This is a genomic window from Actinoplanes sp. CA-131856 (assembly GCF_050956135.1).
Classification (GTDB): Bacteria; Actinomycetota; Actinomycetes; order Mycobacteriales; family Micromonosporaceae; genus Actinoplanes.
In genome coordinates this window covers 9,465,883-9,486,993 of record NZ_CP191849.1, presented here as the reverse complement: position 1 = coordinate 9,486,993, position 21,111 = coordinate 9,465,883, and the positions used below count along the sequence as shown (strand labels likewise).

Here is a 21,111-nt window from a genome sequence, read left to right as displayed (position 1 = left end):
ATTTGCTGATCGTGGAAAACAAACGGGCGACCCTGCGGGACGTGGCTCGGCTGGCCGGCGTCTCGCACCAGACCGTGTCGCGGGCGATAAACGACAAGGGCGAGATCGATCCCGAGACGCGCCGCCGCGTTCTCGAGGCGGCCCGGCAGCTGAACTATCGGCCGTCGCGGTTCGCCCGAGGGCTGGTCAAGCCGGATACGACGACGATCGGGCTGATCGTCTACGACGTGGTGAACCCGTTCTTCCCCGAGCTGATCGCCGGGGTGATCGAGGCCGCCGAGCGGCGCGGGTGGCAGGTCGTGGTGAGCAGCAGCCAGGACGATCCGGAGCGCGAGCCGGGCCTGCTGCGGTCACTGTCGGGACAGGCCGACGCCGTGATCGCCTATCTCTTCCAGCCGGACGACGTGATCACCGCGGCCGTGGCCGGCGTGCCGCTGGTCGTGATGAGCCGCCGCAACGACGGCCAGGGCTTCGGCGCCGTCGACATCGACGTGGAGGCGGGCGTCCGGGCCGCCGTGCGGCATCTGGTCGAGCGCGGACACCAGCGCATCGGAATGATCGACTGCCCGTCGGCGGCCGACCCGGGACGGCGGGCCGCCTTCCTCGCCGAGGCGGCCGAGCAGGGCGTCGACAAGCCTGAAAAAAAAATCGTCGGGGTCGAGCAGTCGCTGGCCGGCGGCGGTTCGGGCTTCGAGCGGCTGCGCGCCGCGGACGAGAGCCTCACCGCCGTCGTGGCCTTCAACGACCTGGTGGCGCTGGGCGCCTACCGCGCCGCCCGCCGCCTCGGCCTGGACATCCCGGGCGACATCGCCGTGGTCGGCTTCGACGGCCTCGGCATCGGCGAGCTCCTCGACCCGCCGTTGACGACCATCGGCCTCGACAAGCGCCGGATGGGCGAGCTCGCCGTGGCCGAGGCCGAGCGCCTCCTGGCCGGCGAGCCGCCCACCCTCTCCGTGGTGGAGCCCCGATTGCTGATCAGAGGATCGGCTTAGGAGAGCATGTGCGCCCGGAGGGCGCCGATCTCCTCGGTGGTGAGGCCGATGTCGCGGACGAAACCCTCGACCGAGCCGTGCAGGCGGCGCAGGTCGTCGAGGAACAACTGCATCGCCTCGGGTGGCGAGTCGAACATGTGCTCGTTGCCCTGGACAGCCGACGGGTTGGTCTCCAGCAGGTACGCGGTCAGCGGCGCCATCGCGCTCGTCGTCAGCGCGTAGTCGGCCGTGATGTCCTCGTCGGACACGCCCAGCAGTGACAACGTCAGCGCGCAGACCGTGCCCGTGCGGTCCTTGCCGGCCATGCAGTGCACGATCGCCGGGGACTTGCCGGGGTCGGCAATCAACCGCAACGACTCCAGCAGGCCCTCGCGGCCGTCCTCGGCGAAGTTCAGATAACGGTCGGCCAGCCAGCGCTCGTGCACCACGTCGTCGGGGTGGTCGACCTCTTCCCAGTCGATGTGCTTGAGCACCACGTTGTGATAGTCGAGCCCATGGGAGGAGGAGATCCGGCCGAACTTCTCGATCTCGTGCGGACGGCGGAGGTCGATGACCGTACGGACGCCGAGGGCCTCGAACGCCGCCGCGTCGGCCTCGCCCAGGCGATGGAGGGCGTCCGACCGGAACAGGCGCCGCCAGCGCACCGTCCGGCCGTCGAGGCCCTGATAGCCGCCGACGTCCCTGAAGTTGTAGGTAGCGGAGAAACCAAGATTCCGGGGGTACTGTTCCACAGCCACACCGCCAACCTATCCCGCGCTGTCGATCCCCCTTCCGAGGGACGCCGTCCCAGCTGGTGGATTTCTTGTCCCAGCAACGGCTGCCCATGGCACACTCCGATACGTGACCTACCTCGTGCTGATTATTGGCACCTAGCGCGCCGGCTGACTGTTCGCCGACGCGCAGACCTCCCGCATCCGCGGGGGGTCTTTTTGTTGGGGGTCGTAAAAATCCTTGAAGGGAACGCGTCATGGAGTACCAGGTCTTCGACACCACGCTGCGCGACGGCGGGCAGCGGGAGGGGATCAGCTACTCGGTCGCCGACAAGCTGGCGGTCGCGAAGCTGCTCGACGAGTTCGGCGTGGGCTTCATCGAGGGCGGCTGGCCCGGCGCGATGCCCAAGGACACCGAGTTCTTCGAGCGGGCCAAGACCGAGCTCGACCTGAAGAACGCCGTCCTGGTCGCCTTTGGCGCGACCCGCAAAGCCAACACACCGGTGGAGAAAGATCCCCAGGTGCGGGCCCTTCTCGATGCCGAGACGCCGGTCGTCTGCGTGGTCGCCAAGAGCGACATCCGCCACGTCGAGCGGGCCCTGCGCACCACCGGCGACGAGAACCTGGCCATGGTCGAGGACACCGTGCGTCACCTGGTGGCCAACGGCCGCCGCGCGTTCGTCGACTGTGAGCACTTCTTCGACGGCTTCCGCTACGACCCCGACTACACCGCGAGCGTGGTGAAGCGGGCGATCGACGCCGGCGCCGAGCGGGTCGTGATGTGCGACACCAACGGCGGCATGCTCCCTTCGATGATCACGAAGGCGATCACCGAGGTCGTCGAGCGCACCGGCGTGCCGGCCGACCGGCTCGGCATCCACTGTCAGAACGACACCTCGTGCGCGGTGGCCAACACCGTCGCCGCCGTCGAGGCGGGCGTCAAGCACTTCCAGTGCACGGCCAACGGCTACGGCGAACGGCCCGGCAACGCCGACCTGTTCGCCACGGTCAGCAACCTGCAACTCAAGCTCGGGCTGCCGGTCCTACCGGAGGGCTGCCTGGAGAAGGCGACGCGGGTCTCCACCGCGCTCGCCGAGATCGCCAACATCGCCCCCGACACCCACCAGGCCTATGTCGGGGCCGCCGCCTTCGCCCACAAGGCGGGGCTGCACGCGAGCGCGATCAAGGTGGATCCGCTGCTCTACAACCACGTCGACCCGGCGGTTGTGGGCAACGACATGCGGATCCTGGTGACGGAGATGGCCGGCCGGGCCAGCATCGAGCTCAAGAGCCGCGAGCTCGGCATCGACCTGGCCGGCCACCCGGACACCCTTTCCGAGGTCACCCGCAAGGTGAAGGACCTGGAGGCCGGTGGCTGGTCGTTCGAGGCCGCCGACGCCTCGTTCGAGCTGCTCGTCCGGGGCGAGTTGCCGGGTGAGGCCCTCGCCCGCCCGTTCGGCCTGGAGACGTACCGCGTGCAGGTCGAACACCGCGAGGACGGCGCCGTGGTCTCCGAGGCCACCGTCAAGGTGCGGGTCAACGGTGAGCGGGTGATCGCCACGGCCGAGGGCAACGGCCCGGTCAACGCGCTCGACGAGGCCCTCCGCGCCGCCCTGACCGCGCACTATCCGCAGCTCAAGACCTTCGAGCTGAGCGACTTCAAGGTACGGATCCTGGAGGGCACCCACGGCACGAACGCGGTGACCCGGGTGCTGCTCGAGACCGGCGACGGCGAGCGCGACTGGACCACTGTCGGCGTGCACGAGAACATCATCGAGGCGTCCTGGGTGGCTCTGGTCGATTCATTGACGTACGGCCTGGCGCAGTGAGGATCTTCTCCGGCTCGGCCTTCGAGGAACAGATCGGTTACGCCCGCGCGGTCGTCGACGGCGACCGGGTGTACGTCTCCGGCACCACCGGCTTCGACTACTCGACCATGACCATCGCCGACGACGTGGTCGAGCAGGCCGAGCAGTGCCTGCGCAACATCGGCGCCGCCCTGGCCGAGGCCGGCTGCTACTTCACCGACGTGGTGCGGGTCCGCTATCTGCTGCCGAACCGCGAGGACTTCGAGCCGTGCTGGCCGGTGCTGCGCAAGTACTTCGGCGATGTCCGCCCGGCCGCCACCATGCAGGTGTGCGGCCTGGCGGACCCGCGCATGCTCATCGAGATCGAGGTGGACGCGCGGCGTCGCTGATCATCTCGATGGCCGAGGCGTGCGGCATCGGGGCGAGCTGACTGCCGTCGCGATGCCGCAGGGCGACGAGGCCGTCCGGCGCCTCGCGGCGGCCGATGATTCCGGCGTACGGCACCTTGCGCTCGGCCGCGGACCGGATGCGCGCGCCGATCGAGCCTTCGTGGTGCACTTCGGCGCGCAGTCCGGCCTCGATCGCCGCGTCGGCGAACGACCGGGCCGCGGCATGCTGGTCGTCGGCCACCGGCAGCACGGCCAGCTGCACCGGCGCGTACCAGAGCGGGAAGGCGCCGTCGTGCACCTCGATCAGGTGCCCGAAGAGCCGTTCCATCGAGCCGACCAGGCTGCGGTGCACCATCACCGGCCGGGAGCGGCCGCCCTCGGCGTCCGCGTACTCCAACCCGAAGGCCTCAGGCTGGTGGAAGTCGACCTGAATGGTGGCCAGGCTCGACTCCCGGCCGGCCGGGTCGACGATCTGCACGTCGATCTTCGGCCCGTAGAACGCGGCCTCGCCCGGCGCCTCTACGAAGTCGACGCCGTCCAGGCCCTGGCGCAGCAACGCCTCGGCCCGCGACCACATCTCGTCGTTCCCGGCGTATTTGCCGCCGGAGCCCCGCAACGACAGGCGGTAGGAGGAGGGCTCGAAGCCGAGCGCGGCGTGCGCCTGCCGCATCAGCCGCAGCACTCCGGCCACCTCGGCGCTGACCTGATCGGCCGCGCAGAAGATGTGCGAGTCGTTGAGCTGGATCGACCGCACCCGGCCGAGGCCGCCGATCACGCCCGAGCGTTCGGCCCGGTACATCGGGCCCAGCTCGGCTATGCGCAGCGGCAGGTCACGCCAGGACCGCTGGCGCGACTTGAAGATCAGCGCGTGGTGCGGGCACTGGCTGGGCCGCAGCACCAGCTCGTCGCCGCCGATCCGCATGGCCGGGTACATGTCCTCGGCGTAGTTGCGCCAGTGCCCCGACAACTCGTACATCTGGCGTTTGCCGAGGGCGGGGGAGTGCACGTGCCGATAGCCGGCCCGGCGCTCCAGCTCGTAGAGGTAGGACTCGACCGCGTGGCGGGCGGCCGCGCCGCCGGGCAGCCAGAACGGCAGACCGGCGCCGATCAGCGGGTCGGAGTCGAACAGGTCCAGCTCGCGGCCGAGCCGGCGGTGGTCGACGATCATGAGGGTCTCCTTCGGGTCGAGGCCCGGCGAGACAGCGCCCACAGAAAAGCCCCGGGCAGCTCGCCCGGGGCCGATGCAGAGGTCAGCGCGCGCCGGGTCGTCCCGGCGTCGTCAGCTGCTGACCGAAGTTCATGTCGCCGATGCTAGGCGCGGCGATCGTCGGCCAGCAACTGGAATAGGACGTGGTCCTGCCACTCGCCGGCGATCTTCAGGTAGCGGGGCGCCAGCCCGTACCGCCGGAAGCCGTTGCGTTCCAGCACCTTCTGCGAGGCGGCGTTGTGCACCAGCGTGCCCGCCTCGACGCGATGCAGGCCGAGCTCGTCGAAGGCCAGTCCGGCGACCCGGCCGACCGCGGCCGAGGCGACGCCGCGCCCGTTGGCGTCCTGGGCCACCCAATAGCCGAGGTGGCACGACTGGAACGGGCCGCGCGCGATGCCGGTCAGCATGACGCGCCCGACGATCCGGTCGCCGTCGAGGATCACGTGCGGCAGGGTGGCGCCACCGTCGTACTGCCGAAGGGTCTCGATGATCAGGCGCCGCTGGCCCTCGTCGGTGAAGAACTCGGGCGGGCGCACCGGCTCCCACGGCGTGAGGAAGTCGCGGTTGGCCCGCAGCAGCGCCGCGATCTCGGCCGCGTCGTCCTCGGTGGTCAGCCTGGTGGTGGCGGTCATCGGCCGGCCGCCGGCAGCATCAGCTCGGCCACGATCGCGCGGTGGTCACTCCGGGGGACGGGAATGACGCTTGTCTCCCGTACGCCCAGACGCTCGTCCACGAGCACATGGTCGATCGTCACCGGCGGGATCGGCTTGCCGTCGTACGGCCCCCAGGTGCCGGACAGGCCCTTGCCGGTGGCGTCGGCCGCGTCGCGATAGCCGCGTGCGATCAGTTGCCGCATCGGCGTGTGGTCGAGCGTCGAGTTGAAGTCGCCGAGCAGGATGCGGGGGATGTCGCTCGTGTCCGTGCGCGGCTCGGCGTGCAGGTCGGCCCGCCACTGTCCGAGGATCGACTGGGCGTACGGGGCGATTGGATGCGCCGACTCCACGGTCACCGCGCTCGCGCCCGGGGTGTGCACCGTGGCGTACGCCTGCATGAAGCCGCCGCCGTTCCGCCGGGCCCCGGCATCGGTGATCGGAAAGCGGGAGTAGACCCCGGAGCCGTCGGCCTGCGGCTCGTCGGCGAGCGACGAGTACGGCAGCAGCGCGCCCAGCCCGGCCGCGGCCAGCGCCTGCCGGCCCTCGGTGGTGAACTCCTGCACGGCCAGCACGTCGACGTCGCGCTCGCTGACCAGCTTGACGATCGTGGCCGGGTCGGCCCCGCCGAAGAGCATGTTGCTGGTCATCACGGTGAGCTTCACGCCCTGCTGCGGTCCGCGGTCGCGGGCCGGGAAGGCGCGCGGCAGGACGGCGGCGGCCAGCCCGATCGCGGCCAGCGTGGCCACGGCGCCGATCGTCCAGCGTTTGGTGGCCAGGGCCAGGACGGCCGGGAGCCAGGCCCAGGCCGCGACGTACGGGGTGAAGGCGAACAACTGCACCAGCGGGCCGCGCTCCCAGCCGCCGAGCCGGACGACCGCCCAGATCAGGCCGGGCAGGACGAGGAGCGCCAGCACCGTCATGCCCCTCCCGCCGCCGGCAAGGTGACGGACGCGATCACGGAGCGATGGTCGCTGTCGATGACCTTGTGCACCTCGACGTCCCGTACCCCGATCCGCCGGTCGACCAGCACGTGGTCCAGGGTCACCGGCGGGATCGGCTTGCCGTGACCCCACGTCGCGATCAGCCCCTTGCCTACGGTGTCGGCGGCGTCCCGGTAGCCGTCCGCGATCAGCTCGCGCAGCGGTGCGTGGTCGAGCGTCGAGTTGAAGTCGCCGAGCAGGATCCGCGGCGTCCCGTTCCCCGACGGCCGCGGCTCCTCCTCGAGGTCGGCCTTCCAGGACGGAAGAGCCTCTATCGAGTACGGGGCGAGCGGGTGGGCCGACTCGATGGTGACCGCGCCCGCTCCCGGCGGCTGGATCGTCGCGTACGCCTGCATGTTGCCCGGTTGAAGGTTGTCGCCGTGGAACCTTTGCGATCCCGGCCCGGTCATCGGATATCTCGAGTAGAGGCCCGAGCCGGTCGTGCCGACCTCGTCGGCCAGCGCCTTGTAGGGCAGCAGATCGCCGAGCCCGGCCGCGGCCAGCCCGTCCGCCGCCCGTGGGGTGAACTCCTGCACGGCGAGCACCGCGACGTCGTGCTCGCGGACCAGCCGCACCACCGACGCCGGGTCGGCCTGCCCGATGAACATGTTGATCGTCATGACCGTCAGGGGCACCCCCGCGGTTTCCGTCGTGCCTTTCAGCGCGCGGGGCAGGACCGCCGCCGTCATCATGATCACCGTGACGGCGGCCACGGCCGCGATCAGCCACTTGCGGGCGATCAGGGCCGCGATCAGCGGCACCACGGTCCACGCGGCCACGTACGGCGTGAACGCCATCACCATCACGACATAGCCGGGCTCCCAGCCGAGCGACCGCATGACCGCCCAGACCAGACCCGGCAAGGTCAACAGGGCGAGGAGCACGGTGCGCCTCACCCTGTGACCAGGCCGGACCCCGGCCGGCGTGGTGGTGATCGTCATGGCGGCAAAGCTATCTCGCCGCCCTGGGAACTAGATCTCGGCGTCGACGATCTCGCCGATGCCGGCCGCGACCAGCTCATCCCGGATGATCGCGGCGTCGCCCTCGACCACCAGCGTGAGCCCCCGCGGGTGCAGATGGCGGCCGGCGGCGGCCGAGACCCCGGCCAGCGGCGTCTCCAGATAGCTGTGGCGCAGCTGTGGGTAGTAGTCGTCGGGCAGGCCGTAGAGCACCAGCGTGCTCAGCGCCCCCACGATCGAGCCCGGCGTCTGCATCTCCACGCTGAGCTGCCCGGCCCGCCACGAGCGGGCCACCGCCAGCTCGTCCTCGGTGACCCCGTCGCGCTGGGTGCGGTCGATCTCGCCGAGCGTGTCGATGATCGCCGGCACGGTCGCCGCCGTCTGCACGCCCGCGGCCACCTCGAACCGGCCGAACCGGCGCGACATGGCGTACGAGCCCCGGATGCCGTACGTATAGCCCTTCACCTCACGGATGAGGTGGTTGAGCCGCGACGTGAAGGCGCCACCGAGGATCGTGGCGGCCAGCGTCATCTGTACATAATCGGGTGTCGCCCGTTCGGGTGAACGGTGACCGATCCGCAGGGTCGACTGCACCGACCCCGGCCGGTCGACCAGGATGATCCGGCGGTGGTCGCGGACCGCGAAGTCCAGCGGCCCCTCGACCGGCAGCGGGTCGCCCTCGCTGCCGCCGAACGCGGCCTCGCCCAGCGCGGCCAGGTCAAGCGTGTCGAGATCGCCGGCGACCAAAAGCACGCCCGGGCGGCGCATCCAGCCCTGGTGGAAGGCGAGCACGTCGTCGACGGTCACGGCGGCCACCGAGGTGGGGTCGCCGTGCATGGGCCGGCCGAAGCGCTCGGCCGCGCCGAACAGGTCGGCCCGCAACGCGGCGTCGGCCCGGGGGCCGGGCTGGGCCCAGTCCATCCGCAGGGCGGTCACCTCGTCGTCGCGCACCCGGGCCACGTCGGCCGGGTCGAGCTTCGGCGTGCGGGTGGCCTCGGCCGCGAGCCGCACCGCGTCGAGGAGCTGGGGGACCGGGGCCGAGACGCCGACCCGGAACGTGTCCCAGTCGACGGACGGCGCCAGCTCGGCGCCGAGACTTTCCAGAGCGATGGCGTACGCCGCGGAGTCGCGCCGCTGCGTGCCCTCCTCCAGCGATTTGGCCAGCACGGTGGCGGTGCCCTCGCGGCCCCGCGTCTCCCGGGCCGCGCCGGCGTCGAGCATGAGCAGCGCGCTGGCCAGCAGCTGACCCGGCAGGTGGGCGCCGATCACCGTGCCGCCGGCGACGGTGACCCGCTGAAGGTCGGGGAACTTGTACGGGCGGGCCTCGCCCGGGCCCGGACGGGTGGCGATGAGAGTCACTGCTTCTCCTCGGGAACGTACGTGAGGGTGACCCTCGACTCGGGCTTCAACAACTCGGCGGCCTCGGTGACGTCGTCGGCCGTGACCGCGAGCCACTGCGGCAGGCGATAGGCGGCGGCCTCGGGCTCGCCGAACTGCGTCGCGTACCGGCTCAGGGTGTCGGCGCGGCCGCCCACCGTGGACACCTGGCGCCACCAGGCGGTGGTGAGCAGCGCCTTGGCCCGGGCCAACTCGTCCTCGGTCACCGGCTCGGTCACCAGGCCCGCGATGACCTCGCTGAGGCCGGCCTCGAGCTCCTCGACGGTCACGCCGTCCTTGGCGGTGGCGGTGATGATCAGCGGGGCCGGCGCGTGCGCCAGGTCGACGCCGTACGAGCCGATGTAGTCGGGCTGGGCGATCCGCTTGCCGTCGGCCAGGCGCTGGTAGAGGCGGCTGCCCCGGCCGTTGCCGAGCACCGCGGCGAGAACGGTGATCGCGTCGTACCCCTTGGTCCCGAACGGGTGCGTCCGGTGGCTCATGTAAATGCGCGGAGCGGGGACAGCAGCGGTGACCGTTTCCCTGGCCTCGGCTTTCTGCCCGACATGACCCTTAGGCGCGGCCAGAATGTCGGCCACCGGCTCGATAAGCCCGAAATATTTCTCGGCGAGCGCGAAAACCTCCTGCGGCGACGCGTCCCCGGCCACCGTCAGCACAGCGTTGTTGGGGGCGTAGTACTGCTGGTGGAAGGCCTTGAACGTCTCCAGACCGGCCGCGTTCAGGTCTTCCATCGACCCGATCGTGGGGTGGTGGTACGGGTGGCCCTCCGGATAGAGCAGCTCCAGCAGCCGCAGCCAGGCGTCGCCGTAGGGCACGTTCTCGTAGCGCTGCCGGCGCTCGTTCTTGACCACCTCACGCTGGTTGTCCAGGGTCTCCTGGGTCAGCGCGGGCACCAGGCCGCCCATCCGGTCGGCCTCGAGCCACAGGGCCAGCTCGAGATGCTCGGCCGGCATGGTCTCGAAGTAGTTGGTGCGGTCCGGGTTCGTGGTCGCGTTCAGCGAGCCGCCGTTGCCCTGCACGAGACGCATGTGCTCGGTCTTGGCCACATGCTGCGAGCCCTCGAACATCAGATGCTCGAACAGATGCGCGAAGCCGGTCTGCCCGGCCGGCTCGTGCCGCGAGCCGACGTCGTACCAGAGATTGACGCAGACGACCGGTGCTGTCCGGTCCTCGCTCACCACGACCCGGAGGCCGTTGGCGAGTCGCGTGGTTTCGATAGGCCACGGATAGCCGGTCGTGACAACCGGCGCGCTTGGGGACGTCACCCACCCATACTGCCCCCTGGGTCAACGTTTTCTTGATCGATAACCGCGTGGCGATCCACCCGCCCCCGATGCCATGCTGTCCAGCGTGACCGACGACGTGCGAGTGAACGACCGCCTGACCATCCCGGCGGCCGAGCTCGCATGGCGCTTCTCCCGCTCCAGCGGCCCCGGAGGCCAGGGCGTGAACACGACCGATTCCCGGGTCGAGCTGTCGTGGAACCTGCTCGCGTCCGACCTGCTGCCGCCGGCGTTGAAAGAGCGTGCGGCGGAACGCCTGGGCCACCGCCTGGTCGACGGTGTGCTGACCATCACGGCGTCCGAGCACCGCTCCCAGCTGCGCAATCGGGAGGCCGCCCAGGCCCGCCTGGCCATGCGTGTCGGCGAGGCGATCGCCGCCCCACCACGCCAGCGCCGGGCAACGAAGCCCACGCGCGGGTCGGTGGAGCGCCGCATAGGCGAGAAGAAACGCCGCTCCCAGATCAAACGAAACCGCCGCGGCGAGCCGGACTGAGGGGCGGAAGCGCCGCGAATGAGGGTGGTTTGCCCCGATAATCGGGTGGTGACCGTGTCTCGTCCCTCTGTTGCTGCCAAGGCCGCTCTGGTTGCCGGGGGGAGCTTCACCTCCAGCATCGCGGTGATCCTCGTGCTGGCCGCCGTCTGGGGGCTGGGTGATCGCACGGTGTTGTCGGTTCTGGTCGGGGTGTGTGCCGTGACCGCGGCCGGAATGCTGATCGCGGCCGGGCGGCTGCGCCCGTGAGTCTGTGGCGATCGTGACTAGCCCCGGGTGGTTGCGGTGAGGACCGGGCGGCCGGCTCGGTAAGTGGCCTGTTGGCCGAACAATGCCCTCAAGCGCTTGGTGGCGAGGGACGTGCCGGCCTCGGCCTCGGCCATCGCGGTCAACTCGCCCCGCGTGTCGTACAGGGTGTCCAAGGCCCGGGCGATCGCGACCGTCGGTGGGCGGAGGTCTCTCTCGATGCGGGACAGGTGGCCCGGGTCGACGTGGGCGGCTCGGGCGGCCTCGCGCAAAGAGCGGGTGCCTCGTAGCCGCCGAGCCAAATCCCCGAATGTTTCCACAACGCCTCCTCTGAAGTGTTGCCAATTCCTGGCCGCTCTGTTGGCAACACGGAGCAACTGATCACGGGACTAGTGTCGCACGCCTAGTCCGATGTGGAGTTCGGGGGTGGCGGATGGTTCCTCAACCGGGAGATGTGCTGGAGGTGAACCGGTCGGCCAGCGTGCAGTTCGCCACGCCGATCAGGTTCCGGGTGATTCGGGTGCACGACTGGCAGACGTACGCCGGATGGGTGTGGATCGACGGCTACGAGCTCGACAGCGTCGGGGACGCGGTCGAGCGCCGTTCGATATTTGTGCAGATGGCGGGGCTGCGGCCGGCTCCGGACGGGCTCAGCGATGGTTGAACGGAGCCACGGCCTCGCGGTTGCGGGACGCGTCCTCGGGGCCCATCAGCTCCTCGCAGACGCGGATCAGGCGGGCCCGCAGGGCGGCCGCCCGGCGGGCGAACTCGCGCTGCCGGGCGACGTACTCGGCCTTGCCCTCGGGGGTTTCGATCTTGACTGGATCGAAGCCGTACGAGGACAGGTCGTACGGGCTGGCCTGCATGTCCAGCAGGCGGATGTCGCCGGCCAGGGCGAAGCAGTCGAGCGCCAGCGCGCCCGGCACCGCGGGGCCCAGCTTGGTCGCCCACTTGTGGACGTCCATCGCGGCGTGCAGGCAGCCGGGCTGGTCGAGGTCGACCTGGGTGGCCCGGGTCGGCTGGAGGCGGTTGAGGCCGACCGCCTCGGGCGTGAAGAAGCGGAAGGCGTCGAAATGAGTACACCTGATCGGGTGATCCTCGACCACTCGATCGGTTTCGGCCTGGCCGAGGCGCAGCGGCAGCGCGTGGCGGTGCTCCGGGTCGCGGTAGACCATGGCCCACTCGTGCAGGCCGAAGCAGCCGGAGAAGACCGGGCGGGAGGCGGTCGCGGTCAGCAGGCCGTGGATGTAGCGCACCGACTCGCCGCGGGCGTGCATGAAGGCGACCTCGTCGAGGGTCACGACGCCGTCGGGGTACGTCATGTAGAACTTCCACGCCGCCTGCTCGGCCACACCGGTCGGCGAGGGGGCGAGCCCGGTGCCGACGCCGGGGTGCCAGCGGCGCAGCACCGACGGGCGGGTGCCGTAGTAGTCGTACAGAAAATCCTCGATGGCGTGCTTCTCGCCGGAGGCGCGGCGGGCACGGTGGCCCGCGGTCATCTCGTCGGCGCGCTCGGCGTGCGCCCGGGCGATAGGAATCCAGGTGACCGAGGGCAGCGTCGTGGTGAGCGTCCTCACCTGCTTGATCCCCATCGCACCAGCGTATCCAGCCGAGGCGATCAACACGATCACCGTCACGCGCTAATGAGCCGCGCCACGGTGCTCACTCCCGGCATATACGTCCAATTCGGTTCGTAAATTTTTCGGAAACAGCATAACTGCACAAGGATGTAGTACATCTACTACATCCTTGATAACGTCCACGACATGGGAGGAATGACATTGACGGGGGCGCTCGCCGCCGGCGCGGAGGTTCCGGCCGGCGAGCGGGTGATCGACATTCACGATCTCCACATGCGGTACGGGGCGAAGGACGTCCTGACCGGGGTGACCTTCGCCGCCCGGCGCGGCGAGGTCCTCGCTCTGCTCGGTCCCAACGGGGCCGGCAAGACCACCACGATCGAGATCCTCGAGGGCTTTCGGATGAGGTCCTCCGGAGACGTACGGGTTCTGGGCGCCGACCCCGCCTCCGGCGGCGAGCATTGGCGCTCCCGCGTCGGCGTGGTGCTCCAGTCGTGGCGCGACCATGGCAAGTGGCGCGTCGCCGAGCTTCTGGAGCACCTGGGCCGCTACTACCGGGCGTACTCGACGGCCGAGATCGTCCGTCCCTGGCCCGTCGACGATCTGCTCGACGTGGTCGGCCTGACCGCGCAGGCCGGCGTCCGGCTGTCCCGGCTCTCCGGTGGCCAGCGGCGCCGCCTCGACGTGGCGATCGGCATCGTCGGCCGGCCCGAGCTGCTCTTCCTCGACGAGCCCACCGTCGGCTTCGACCCGGCCGCCCGCCGCGAGTTCCACGACCTGGTCCACCGGCTCACCGACGTGGACGACACCACGGTCCTGCTCACCACCCACGACCTCGACGAGGCCGAGAAACTCGCCGACCGCATCGTCATCCTCTCCGGCGGCCGCATCATCGCCGACGGCTCGGCCGACGAGCTGTCCCGCCTGGTCTCCCGCGAGAGCGAGATCCGCTGGACCCGCGACGGCCAGCGCTTCGTCCACGCGGCCGAGCAGGCCACGCCGTTCGTCCGCGAGCTGCTGAACCAGTACGGCGACGAGGTCACCGAGCTCGAGGTGCGGCGCACCAGCCTCGAGGACACGTACATGCGGCTGGTCCGCGACTTCGAGGGGAGCGACCGATGATCGAGACGTTCCGGCTCGGCGCGGCCCGTGGCCGCATCGAGCTGCGCCAGACGCTGACCACCCCGCTCGACCTGTGGGGATATCTGTTCCCGACGCTGCTGCTGCTCATCGTCCTGTTCTTCATGCGCGACTCCACAGTCCCGGGCACCGACTTCTCGCTCGGGGCCAACGCTCTGCCGGGCATGCTCGGCATGAACCTGGCCTTCGGCGGTCTGATCACGATCGCCCAGCTGCTCGTGGTCGAGCGCGAGGACGGCACGCTCCTGCGGGCCAAGGCCACGCCGAAAGGCATGAGCGGCTACCTGATCGGCAAGGTCGTCGCGGTCGGCGGCATGACGCTGGTGTCCATGGTGGCCGTGCTGATCCCCGGCGCCCTGCTGGTGGACGGGCTGGAGACCGGCCCCGGCACGTGGCTGACGCTGCTGTGGCTGATGCCGCTGGCGCTGCTGGCCACCATGCCGATCGGCGCCGCTCTGGGCTCGATCTTCGAGAGCCCGCGGGCCTTCCCGGTGATCATGCTGCCGCTGTTCGGGGTGATCGCGATCTCCGGTGTCTTCTACCCGATCAGCCCGCTGCCGGGCTGGCTGCAGGGCATCGCCCAGGTCTTCCCGATCTACTGGCTAGGGTTGGGCATGCGCTCGGCGTTCCTTCCGGACGCGCTGGCCGCGGTCGAGCTGACCGGGTCGTGGCGCACGCTCGAGACGTTCGGCGTGCTCGCGGTCTGGGCGGTGGCCGGCCTCGCGCTGGCGCCGGCGCTCCTGCGGCGGATGGCGCGCCGTGAGTCCGGTTCGGCCGTCGCGGCGCGGCGCGAGCGAATGATGAGCACGGTCGGGCGGTAGGAATTGGGCAACGAGGTCACGCACAACCGGATCGCGATGCTGCGCGCCGAGCGCGGCATCTCGCGGCGCCAGCTCGCCGACGCGGTCGGGGTCCACTATCAGACCGTCGGCTACATCGAGCGCGGCGAGTTCAGCCCGAGCCTCCACCTCGCTCTCAAGATCGGCCGCTACTTCGAGGTGCCGGTCGAGGTGATCTTCTCGCTCGATCCGTTTCCCCGTCTCGGTGCGACGGCGGACGGAGCGCAGCGCCCGGCGTAGATTTCCTAGGAGCATCAAAGCCGCGAACAGGAGATCATCGTGCGTTTCGCCCGTTTTGTCCATGCTGGTGGGGTCTCCTTCGGCGTCGTCGAGGGTGACGCCTCCGGCCTGACCGTCGCCGAGATCTCTTCCCTGCCGTTCGAGGAGGTCCGCTTCACCGGCCAGCGGTGGGCCCTGGCCGACATCCGGCTGCTCGCCCCGATCTTCTCGAGCAAGGTCATCGGCGTCGGCCGCAACTACGCCGACCACGCCGCCGAGCTCGGCAACGAGGTGCCCAAGGAGCCGCTGATCTTCATCAAGCCGTCGACGTCGGTGATCGGGCCGAACGACGCGATCCGGCTCCCACCGCAGTCGCAGCGCGTCGAGGAGGAGGCCGAGCTGGCCGTCGTGATCGGCGCTACCGGCGCCCGCCGCGTCGACCGGGCCGGCGCCGAAAAGGCGATTTTCGGCTACACCATCGGCAACGACGTCACCGCCCGCGACCTGCAGCGCAGCGACCCGCAGTGGACCCGGGCCAAGGGCTTCGACTCGTTCTGCCCGATCGGCCCGTGGATCGTCACCGGCCTCGACGTGAGCGACCTCGAGATCCGCTGCGAGGTCGGCCGTGATCCTGAGGCCATGGAGGTGCGGCAGATCGGCCGTACGAAGGACATGGTCTTCGATGTGCCGACCCTGGTGTCGTACGTCTCGCACGTCATGACGCTCCTGCCCGGCGACATCATCCTGACCGGCACGCCGGCCGGCGTCAGCGAGATCACCTCCGGCGACACGGTCTCGGTGAGCATCCAGGGCATCGGCGAGCTGCGGAACCCGGTCGTCTCACTGGACTGACCGCTCGATTCCGTCCAGCAACAGGCCCAGGCCGTACTCGTACGCGTCCTGGGCCTGCTCGTCGGCGCCCCGGTCGAAGCCGCCGGCGTTCCACAGCGCGGTCATGGCCGGATGCGCGTCGACGTCGAACCAGGTCTCCCACAGCTCATTCCGCTGAAGCCACCAGTCGTCGTTGCCCAGGCCGGTCGCCCGGCGCAGCAGAATGCTCTCCGCCTCGCCCCGCGCGGCCGAGGTGATCCAACTCGCGATGGTCGTCGCGGCCACGTTGATCCGTTCCGTGGGCAGGCCGCATTTCTGCACGGCGGCGATCACGAACTCCTGCTCGGCCAGCATGCCCGGCCCGATCGGCGGCCGATGCTGCGACACCTGGGCCAGCCAGGGATGCGCCCGGTACATCGCGAAGGTCCGCTCGGCGTAGAGCCCGATCCGCTCGCGCCACGTTCCGCCGCCGCGCAGATCACGCTGACCCAGCACCTCGTCGACCATGAGGTCGATCAACTCGGGGCGCGAGGGGGCGTACGTGTAAAGGCTCATCGTCGCCACGGACAGCTCGGCCGCCACGCGGGCCATCGAGGCCGCTTCGAGCCCCTCCTCGTCGGCGACGCGGATGCCGGTGGCCACCACGAGATCGACGGTGAGCCGTGGCGGACGTCCCACGGCCTTGCGTGCGGGAACCGACCTCCGCCAGAGCAGCGGAAGGATCCGGGGGCTGAACTCTTCCATGATTTTGTATACCCTACGGGAATGAAGATCCTGGTCACGGGGGCCACCGGGAACGTCGGCCGGATGGTCGTGGACGAGCTGCTCGCGCTGGGAGCGTCCGACGTACGGGCACTGACCGTCGACCCGGCGAAAGCCGCACTCCCCGCGGAAGTCGAGGTGGTGCGGGGCTTCGTCGGGCGCCCCGCGGGCTTGACGGCCGCCCTCACCGGCGTCGACGTGATGTACCTCGCGCCGCACATCCCCACCGCCGCCGCCGCCTGCCGCCTGGCCGCCGAGGCCGGAGTGGGGCGCATCGTCGACCTGGCCGGCGCCAAAGGCGACCACTGGCAGGCCATCGAAGACGCGGTCGAAGCGTGCGGCGCGCCCTGGACCCACCTCGAACCCGGCGAATTCATGGCCAACGCCGACCTGTGGGCCCCGCAGATCCGGGCCGGCGACGAAGTACGCGACGCCTACGGCTCGGTGGCCAACGCGGCCATCGCGCAAGAAGACATCGCGGCGGTCGCGGCCCAGGTCATCATGACCGAAGGGCACGAAGGCAAGTCGTACGAGCTCACCGGCCCCGAAACCCTCACCCGCCGAGAGAAAGTCGCGGCCATCGGCCGGGCCCTCGGACGTGACCTCGACTACATCGAACTGCCGTACGACCAGGCCCTCACCCAATTCGAAAAGACCATGGGTGAGTACGCCAAGTGGTACCTCGACGGCCTGGCCGCCTCGGAAGGCCACCCCCAACAGGCGGTCACCACAGTCGCCGACCTGACCGGCCGGCCCGCCATGACGTACGAGGAGTGGACCCACCGCCACCAGGACATCTTCCGCTGAGCCGAACCCGATTTGTTGGTCATGCGGGGGTCGGGTAGAGTTCTTTCTCGGCACGGCAACGCGGCGAAAACCGAGAAGCCAAGCCAATGGGGTATGGGGTAATTGGCAGCCCGACTGATTCTGGTTCAGTTAGTCTAGGTTCGAGTCCTGGTACCCCAGCGCTACAACTCCTGCGGGAGGGGCGGCGCTGGACTTCTGATAGAGTTCGGCCCGTCGCAAACGCGAGAGCGAAGCGAAAAGCAGTACAAAGCGAGTCCATGGCCCCGTCGTCTAGCGGCCTAGGACGCCGCCCTCTCAAGGCGGTAGCGAGGGTTCGAATCCCTTCGGGGCTACGTTTTGGGGTGCCCCCGTCTGCAGAAAGCGCAGACGGGGGCACTTCGCATTTCTGCCTGGGGGGCGACCCCCCAGACCCCCACGGTGCGGTGGTTGCGGTGGGTGGGGTGGGCTCGGTTCGCTGCGCGAACCATCGAGGTGGGGCCTGGTGGGGCAGAGCCTTCGGGGCGCGACCGTCGCCGATGTCGGCGAGTGCTGCCACGCCGGTAGCCGCCAGGTCTGCCCGCTGGCGCTGTCACGGCCACCGCCGCGATCGCCGCCATCACCGCGCCCGCCGCCGCCCGCGCCCGCCCGCGCCCGCCACCGCCCGCGCCCGCCCGCGCCCGCCCGCGCCCGCCACCGCCCGCGCCCGCCCGCGCCCGCCACCGCCCGCGCCCGCTATTGCCGCTGCCGCGAACGCCTGCGATCGCCGCGATCGGGAACTCCGCTGACCGCCGCTGCCGCAGTCGCCACCGTTGCCGCGATCGCTGGTGCTTGTGGTCGCGATCGCCGCTGTCGCGAACGCCTGCGATCGCAGGGATCGTCGCCTCTGTCCGCGATTGCCGTCGCCGTCACTGGGTGCGGCTGCTGCCATTGCCTGCTCGCGGGCGCTGTCACTGCCATCGCCATGATTGCTGCCACTGTCGCGACCATCGCCGCCATTGCCGCGGCTGCCACGGTCGCTATTGCTTGCGATCGCCGCCGCCGTCACCGACCTGAGCCGCTGCCACCGCCCGTCACTGCACGCGGAAGCCGTCTCTGCCGCGGCCGCTGCCACCGCCGTCATTGCCCGCGGAAGCCGTCATTGCCCGTGGCCGCCGTCATTGCCCGTGGCCGCTGCCACCGCCCGTCACTGCACGTGGAAGCCGTCACCGCCGCGGCCGCTGCCACCGCCGTCATTGCCTGCGGAAGCCGTCATTGCCCGTGGCCGCCGTCATTGCCCGTGGCCGCCGTCATTGCCCGTGGCCGCTGCCACCGCGCTCAGTGCGCGCGGACGCCGCCGTCGCCGTGAAAGCTGTTGGCGCCGGGGGTGTCTGCGAGGTCGAGCGCCGCGGTTGCCGTTGCTGCGAGCCGGTCTGCGCTCTTGCGGGGATTCGCGCTGTTGTGGTGATCGGCGTGTTCGGTGCGGCCACCGGGCGTGAATTCCTTCGCGGCTGCTGGGTTTGCCTGCGACGGTGGCGACTGCGTGCGGCCCCGTGGCGAAGGGGTGAATGGCCGGGCGTTGCTACTAGACGCGGCGTGCGGCTGTTGTCGCTGCGGGTGGGTGGGGTTCGTTTTGGGCGTAAAAGCTGTGAACGCAACAGGGCTAGCTTGAGAGGGTGAGGGATATCGGGGTGCGGCGGGTCGACTTTGGGTACTTCGTGCGGCCTGCGGAAGAGACCGGGACCGGGGCTGATCGGGTGGAACCCACGCTGGGCTATCTGATCGAGCATCCTGAGCGTGGGCTTCTGCTCGTCGACACCGGTATGGGGCGGGATCCCTGGGTGGACGGGCACTATCGGCCCACGCGGGTTCCCCTGGTCGCTGCTCTCAAGGCGGCCGGCGCTGAGCTCGGCGATGTTCGCTATGTCGTGAACTGCCACCTGCACTTCGATCACTGTGGGGGCAATCCGGAGGTGGCGGGGCGGCCTGTGTTCGCTCAGCGGGCCGAGTTGGAGCTGGCCCGGGCCACGGAAAGCCATACGCTGCCGGACCTTGTCGACCACAAGGGGGCCCGTGTCGAGGAGATCGACGGGGAAGTTGAGGTTCTGCCGGGGGTTCTCATCGTTCCTACGCCGGGGCATACCGCTGGGCATCAGTCGGTTGTCGTCCGGCGGCGGGATGGGACTGTTGTCGTGGCGGGGCAGAGTCACGACAACGCTCACCTGTTCACCAGTGACGTGCTCGGGGGCCACGCCGGCGTGGGTGAGCAGCCGGCGTGGCTGGGGCGACTGATGTCGTTCGATCCCAAGCAGGTGGTCTTCGCTCACGACAACGCTGTCTGGACCCCCGGTTCCAGCCAGGTCAGCCTGCCCTGAGGGAACGCCGCCTCGATCTCGGCCCGGCCCTCGTGGAAGTGGGACCAGCCCTCGTAGTGGACCGGCACCACGTGGCGGGGCCTGACGTGGTCGACCAACGCCGCCGCGTCGCGGCCCGTCATGGTGAAGCGGGCCGGGCCGGTCAAGCCGAACTGGACCTTGCCCAGGTGCAGGATCGCCGTGTCGACCTCGAAGCGGTCGGCCACCTTCAGGACGCCGGGGAAGACGACCGTGTCGCCCGAGATCCAGAGCACTGTCGAGGAACCCTTGGGGCGTAAGGCGAAACCGGTCGTCGGGCCGACGATCGGCACGCTCCACCACGGGCCGTGCCGGGACGGGGTCGCCGTCACCTCGACGTCGCCGATTTTCGTCGACGACCACGGGGGCAGGCCGGTCGCGGACAGGCGGCGGCCGCCCGCCACCGTCGTCACCACCACCGGCACCCGCTTCAGCAGCGCCCGGCCCGCGTCGTCGAGATTGTCGGCGTGCTGGTCGTGGGTCAGCAGCACGCCGTCGAGCGGGCCCAGCGCCGTCACCGGCAGGGCCGGGCCGGCCGTCTTGCGCGATGACGTGCCCCAGCCGAACGAGTAGCGCCGGCCGGGGGCGTCGAAGGTCGGATCGACCAGGAGTCGTACGCCGCCGATCTCCAAAAGCGTTGTCGGGCCGCCGATGTGAATGATCGACAAGCCGGTCACGACGCGTGCCGCAGTGCCCAGTCGAGGACCTCGTCGGCGATGGACTCCCAGCCCTTCTGCGCGGGCAGCAGGTGGGCGTAACCCTCGTATTCCTTGCGTTCGGTGATGGTGTTCGACTTGTAGTGCTTGTGGTTCGACTCCTGGATGGCCGGCGGCATGATGTGGTCCTCGGAGCCCGAGACGAACAGCAGCGGCGCCCGGTTGTCGTTGTTGTAATCGACCCACGTGTCCTGGTGGCCGGGCTGGAAGTTGGCCAGCACGCCGCCCCACAGGATGCCGCCGCTGGCCGGGATGGCGTAACGCTCGTAGAGGTAGCGCGACTCCTCCTCGGTGAACGTGTTGGTGAAGGCGTATTTCCACTCCTCGAAGCTGAGCGGGATCGCCTTGTGCCGGTTGGCCGGGCTCTTCAACACCGGGAAGGTCGACTTCAACTGCGAGAGCGGCACGACCCGTACGCCCTCGGTCGGCGCTGAGTTGAGCGCGACGCCGGCGACGCCGAAGCCGTGGTCGAGCAGGATCTGCGTGAAGGCGCCGCCGGCCGAGTGACCGATGATGACGGGCGGCTCGGGCAGGGCCTTGATGGCCTCCTCGTAGCGGGCGATGATCTGCGGCACGGTGACGTTCACGACCGGCGTCGGGTCGGCGTTGAGCGCCTCCACCTCGACGTCGAAGCCGGGGTAGGCCGGTGCGATCACCTGATGGCCTTTGGCCTCGTAATGCGCCTTCCAGTGCTCCCAGCTGCGCGGCGTGACCCAGAAACCGTGGACGAGAACGATAGGCGTAGTCATGCCCCGAT

General features: G+C 70.0%; 24 protein-coding genes and 2 tRNA genes. 14 read left to right on the top strand and 12 right to left on the bottom strand.

What is annotated here, in order from left to right; translation table 11 throughout:
• Positions 1-11 precede the first annotated feature (11 nt).
• Complete coding sequence (locus ACQP2X_RS43520; protein WP_498691926.1) at positions 12-992, top strand: LacI family DNA-binding transcriptional regulator; 981 nt, start codon at positions 12-14, stop codon at positions 990-992.
• Here ACQP2X_RS43520 and ACQP2X_RS43515 read toward each other — a convergent pair.
• Positions 989-1,723, bottom strand: coding sequence for a tyrosine-protein phosphatase (locus ACQP2X_RS43515; RefSeq protein WP_498691924.1), 735 nt, complete (start codon positions 1,721-1,723; stop codon positions 989-991). The genes ACQP2X_RS43520 and ACQP2X_RS43515 overlap by 4 nt on opposite strands.
• Before the next feature lie 236 nt (positions 1,724-1,959).
• Here ACQP2X_RS43515 and cimA point away from each other — a divergent pair, with 236 nt between their 5' ends.
• Complete coding sequence (gene cimA, locus ACQP2X_RS43510) at positions 1,960-3,531, top strand: citramalate synthase (protein ID WP_498691923.1); 1,572 nt, start codon at positions 1,960-1,962, stop codon at positions 3,529-3,531.
• The gene (locus ACQP2X_RS43505; protein ID WP_498691921.1) at positions 3,528-3,899 is read left to right on the top strand and encodes a RidA family protein; all 372 of its coding nucleotides are present in this window, start codon (positions 3,528-3,530) and stop codon (positions 3,897-3,899) included. Before cimA ends, ACQP2X_RS43505 begins: the two co-directional genes overlap by 4 nt.
• Here ACQP2X_RS43505 and thrS read toward each other — a convergent pair.
• The 6 genes from thrS to ACQP2X_RS43475 form a co-directional block, all read right to left on the bottom strand.
• Positions 3,865-5,064 carry a threonine--tRNA ligase gene (gene thrS / locus ACQP2X_RS43500; RefSeq protein WP_498701225.1) on the bottom strand — a complete coding sequence of 400 codons (1,200 nt, stop codon included), beginning with the start codon at positions 5,062-5,064 and terminating at the stop codon, positions 3,865-3,867. The two genes, ACQP2X_RS43505 and thrS, sit on opposite strands and share 35 nt — an antisense overlap.
• A 146-nt stretch (positions 5,065-5,210) precedes the next feature.
• Positions 5,211-5,738, bottom strand: a complete 528-nt coding sequence (locus ACQP2X_RS43495) for a GNAT family N-acetyltransferase (protein WP_498691920.1) — start codon at positions 5,736-5,738, stop codon at positions 5,211-5,213.
• Positions 5,735-6,679: an endonuclease/exonuclease/phosphatase family protein gene (locus tag ACQP2X_RS43490; protein ID WP_498691919.1), complete on the bottom strand. Its 945-nt coding sequence runs from the start codon at positions 6,677-6,679 to the stop codon at positions 5,735-5,737. The genes ACQP2X_RS43495 and ACQP2X_RS43490 overlap by 4 nt, the downstream gene beginning before the upstream one ends.
• Positions 6,676-7,680: an endonuclease/exonuclease/phosphatase family protein gene (locus ACQP2X_RS43485; RefSeq protein ID WP_498691917.1), complete on the bottom strand. Its 1,005-nt coding sequence runs from the start codon at positions 7,678-7,680 to the stop codon at positions 6,676-6,678. Before ACQP2X_RS43485 ends, ACQP2X_RS43490 begins: the two co-directional genes overlap by 4 nt.
• Positions 7,681-7,710: 30 nt before the next feature.
• Entirely contained in the window at positions 7,711-9,057 is a 1,347-nt protein-coding gene (locus ACQP2X_RS43480) for a M16 family metallopeptidase (RefSeq protein ID WP_498691916.1), read from the bottom strand.
• Positions 9,054-10,358 (bottom strand): M16 family metallopeptidase, encoded by a 1,305-nt coding sequence (locus ACQP2X_RS43475; RefSeq protein WP_498691915.1) that lies wholly within the window; start codon positions 10,356-10,358, stop codon positions 9,054-9,056. Before ACQP2X_RS43475 ends, ACQP2X_RS43480 begins: the two co-directional genes overlap by 4 nt.
• 73 nt (positions 10,359-10,431) lie before the next feature.
• Here ACQP2X_RS43475 and arfB point away from each other — a divergent pair, with 73 nt between their 5' ends.
• Together arfB and ACQP2X_RS43465 are read left to right on the top strand one after the other, a co-directional pair.
• Positions 10,432-10,869, top strand: a complete 438-nt coding sequence (arfB, locus tag ACQP2X_RS43470) for an alternative ribosome rescue aminoacyl-tRNA hydrolase ArfB (protein WP_498691914.1) — start codon at positions 10,432-10,434, stop codon at positions 10,867-10,869.
• 48 nt (positions 10,870-10,917) lie between these two features.
• Positions 10,918-11,115, top strand: coding sequence for a hypothetical protein (locus ACQP2X_RS43465; RefSeq protein WP_498691912.1), 198 nt, complete (start codon positions 10,918-10,920; stop codon positions 11,113-11,115).
• Positions 11,116-11,132: 17 nt separating this feature from the next.
• On the opposite strand, the gene ACQP2X_RS43460 is transcribed toward ACQP2X_RS43465, so the two are convergent.
• A complete protein-coding gene (locus ACQP2X_RS43460; RefSeq protein ID WP_498691911.1) occupies positions 11,133-11,432 on the bottom strand; it encodes a helix-turn-helix domain-containing protein in 300 nt (99 codons plus the stop codon).
• Positions 11,433-11,545: 113 nt separating this feature from the next.
• Between ACQP2X_RS43460 and ACQP2X_RS43455 the strand changes: the two genes are divergently transcribed.
• The gene (locus tag ACQP2X_RS43455; protein ID WP_498691910.1) at positions 11,546-11,776 is read left to right on the top strand and encodes a hypothetical protein; all 231 of its coding nucleotides are present in this window, start codon (positions 11,546-11,548) and stop codon (positions 11,774-11,776) included.
• Here the strand turns inward: ACQP2X_RS43455 and ACQP2X_RS43450 are convergent.
• A complete protein-coding gene (locus tag ACQP2X_RS43450) occupies positions 11,763-12,704 on the bottom strand; it encodes a 3-methyladenine DNA glycosylase (RefSeq protein WP_498691908.1) in 942 nt (313 codons plus the stop codon). The genes ACQP2X_RS43455 and ACQP2X_RS43450 overlap by 14 nt on opposite strands.
• 183 nt (positions 12,705-12,887) lie before the next feature.
• Between ACQP2X_RS43450 and ACQP2X_RS43445 the strand changes: the two genes are divergently transcribed.
• From ACQP2X_RS43445 to ACQP2X_RS43430, 4 genes are read left to right on the top strand one after another with little or no spacing between them, the layout of a single operon-like run.
• The gene (locus ACQP2X_RS43445) at positions 12,888-13,814 is read left to right on the top strand and encodes an ABC transporter ATP-binding protein (RefSeq protein WP_498701224.1); all 927 of its coding nucleotides are present in this window, start codon (positions 12,888-12,890) and stop codon (positions 13,812-13,814) included.
• Positions 13,811-14,653 (top strand): ABC transporter permease, encoded by an 843-nt coding sequence (locus tag ACQP2X_RS43440; RefSeq protein WP_498691906.1) that lies wholly within the window; start codon positions 13,811-13,813, stop codon positions 14,651-14,653. Before ACQP2X_RS43445 ends, ACQP2X_RS43440 begins: the two co-directional genes overlap by 4 nt.
• A gap of 36 nt (positions 14,654-14,689) precedes the next feature.
• Positions 14,690-14,911 (top strand): helix-turn-helix transcriptional regulator, encoded by a 222-nt coding sequence (locus tag ACQP2X_RS43435; RefSeq protein ID WP_360243580.1) that lies wholly within the window; start codon positions 14,690-14,692, stop codon positions 14,909-14,911.
• Between the two features lie 39 nt (positions 14,912-14,950).
• Positions 14,951-15,742 (top strand): fumarylacetoacetate hydrolase family protein, encoded by a 792-nt coding sequence (locus ACQP2X_RS43430; protein ID WP_498655114.1) that lies wholly within the window; start codon positions 14,951-14,953, stop codon positions 15,740-15,742.
• Here the strand turns inward: ACQP2X_RS43430 and ACQP2X_RS43425 are convergent.
• Positions 15,731-16,465 carry a TetR/AcrR family transcriptional regulator gene (locus tag ACQP2X_RS43425; RefSeq protein ID WP_498691904.1) on the bottom strand — a complete coding sequence of 245 codons (735 nt, stop codon included), beginning with the start codon at positions 16,463-16,465 and terminating at the stop codon, positions 15,731-15,733. The two genes, ACQP2X_RS43430 and ACQP2X_RS43425, sit on opposite strands and share 12 nt — an antisense overlap.
• 21 nt (positions 16,466-16,486) lie before the next feature.
• Between ACQP2X_RS43425 and ACQP2X_RS43420 the strand changes: the two genes are divergently transcribed.
• The 4 genes from ACQP2X_RS43420 (at position 16,487) to ACQP2X_RS43405 (ending at position 19,620) form a co-directional block, all read left to right on the top strand.
• Positions 16,487-17,290 carry an SDR family oxidoreductase gene (locus ACQP2X_RS43420; RefSeq protein ID WP_498691903.1) on the top strand — a complete coding sequence of 268 codons (804 nt, stop codon included), beginning with the start codon at positions 16,487-16,489 and terminating at the stop codon, positions 17,288-17,290.
• 87 nt (positions 17,291-17,377) lie between these two features.
• A tRNA-Gln gene (locus tag ACQP2X_RS43415) sits at positions 17,378-17,449 on the top strand.
• Between the two features lie 100 nt (positions 17,450-17,549).
• Positions 17,550-17,622, top strand: a tRNA-Glu gene (locus ACQP2X_RS43410).
• Positions 17,623-18,921: 1,299 nt separating this feature from the next.
• Positions 18,922-19,620: an N-acyl homoserine lactonase family protein gene (locus ACQP2X_RS43405; protein WP_498691901.1), complete on the top strand. Its 699-nt coding sequence runs from the start codon at positions 18,922-18,924 to the stop codon at positions 19,618-19,620.
• Here the strand turns inward: ACQP2X_RS43405 and ACQP2X_RS43400 are convergent.
• Entirely contained in the window at positions 19,569-20,315 is a 747-nt protein-coding gene (locus tag ACQP2X_RS43400) for an MBL fold metallo-hydrolase (protein ID WP_498691899.1), read from the bottom strand. The two genes, ACQP2X_RS43405 and ACQP2X_RS43400, sit on opposite strands and share 52 nt — an antisense overlap.
• Positions 20,312-21,103 carry an alpha/beta hydrolase gene (locus tag ACQP2X_RS43395; RefSeq protein WP_498691897.1) on the bottom strand — a complete coding sequence of 264 codons (792 nt, stop codon included), beginning with the start codon at positions 21,101-21,103 and terminating at the stop codon, positions 20,312-20,314. The genes ACQP2X_RS43400 and ACQP2X_RS43395 overlap by 4 nt, the downstream gene beginning before the upstream one ends.
• Between the last annotated feature and the right edge of the window lie 8 nt (positions 21,104-21,111).

Coding starts and splice junctions, on each gene's coding strand:
- cimA (WP_498691923.1), top strand. CDS start 1,960: ATGGAGTACCAGGTCTTCGACACCACGCTGCGCGACGGCGGGCAGCGG.
- ACQP2X_RS43495 (WP_498691920.1), bottom strand. CDS start 5,738: ATGACCGCCACCACCAGGCTGACCACCGAGGACGACGCGGCCGAGATC.
- ACQP2X_RS43490 (WP_498691919.1), bottom strand. CDS start 6,679: ATGACGGTGCTGGCGCTCCTCGTCCTGCCCGGCCTGATCTGGGCGGTC.
- ACQP2X_RS43485 (WP_498691917.1), bottom strand. CDS start 7,680: ATGACGATCACCACCACGCCGGCCGGGGTCCGGCCTGGTCACAGGGTG.
- arfB (WP_498691914.1), top strand. CDS start 10,432: ATGCTGTCCAGCGTGACCGACGACGTGCGAGTGAACGACCGCCTGACC.
- ACQP2X_RS43455 (WP_498691910.1), top strand. CDS start 11,546: ATGGTTCCTCAACCGGGAGATGTGCTGGAGGTGAACCGGTCGGCCAGC.
- ACQP2X_RS43450 (WP_498691908.1), bottom strand. CDS start 12,704: ATGGGGATCAAGCAGGTGAGGACGCTCACCACGACGCTGCCCTCGGTC.
- ACQP2X_RS43445 (WP_498701224.1), top strand. CDS start 12,888: ATGACATTGACGGGGGCGCTCGCCGCCGGCGCGGAGGTTCCGGCCGGC.
- ACQP2X_RS43440 (WP_498691906.1), top strand. CDS start 13,811: ATGATCGAGACGTTCCGGCTCGGCGCGGCCCGTGGCCGCATCGAGCTG.
- ACQP2X_RS43435 (WP_360243580.1), top strand. CDS start 14,690: ATGCTGCGCGCCGAGCGCGGCATCTCGCGGCGCCAGCTCGCCGACGCG.
- ACQP2X_RS43425 (WP_498691904.1), bottom strand. CDS start 16,465: ATGGAAGAGTTCAGCCCCCGGATCCTTCCGCTGCTCTGGCGGAGGTCG.
- ACQP2X_RS43420 (WP_498691903.1), top strand. CDS start 16,487: ATGAAGATCCTGGTCACGGGGGCCACCGGGAACGTCGGCCGGATGGTC.
- ACQP2X_RS43395 (WP_498691897.1), bottom strand. CDS start 21,103: ATGACTACGCCTATCGTTCTCGTCCACGGTTTCTGGGTCACGCCGCGC.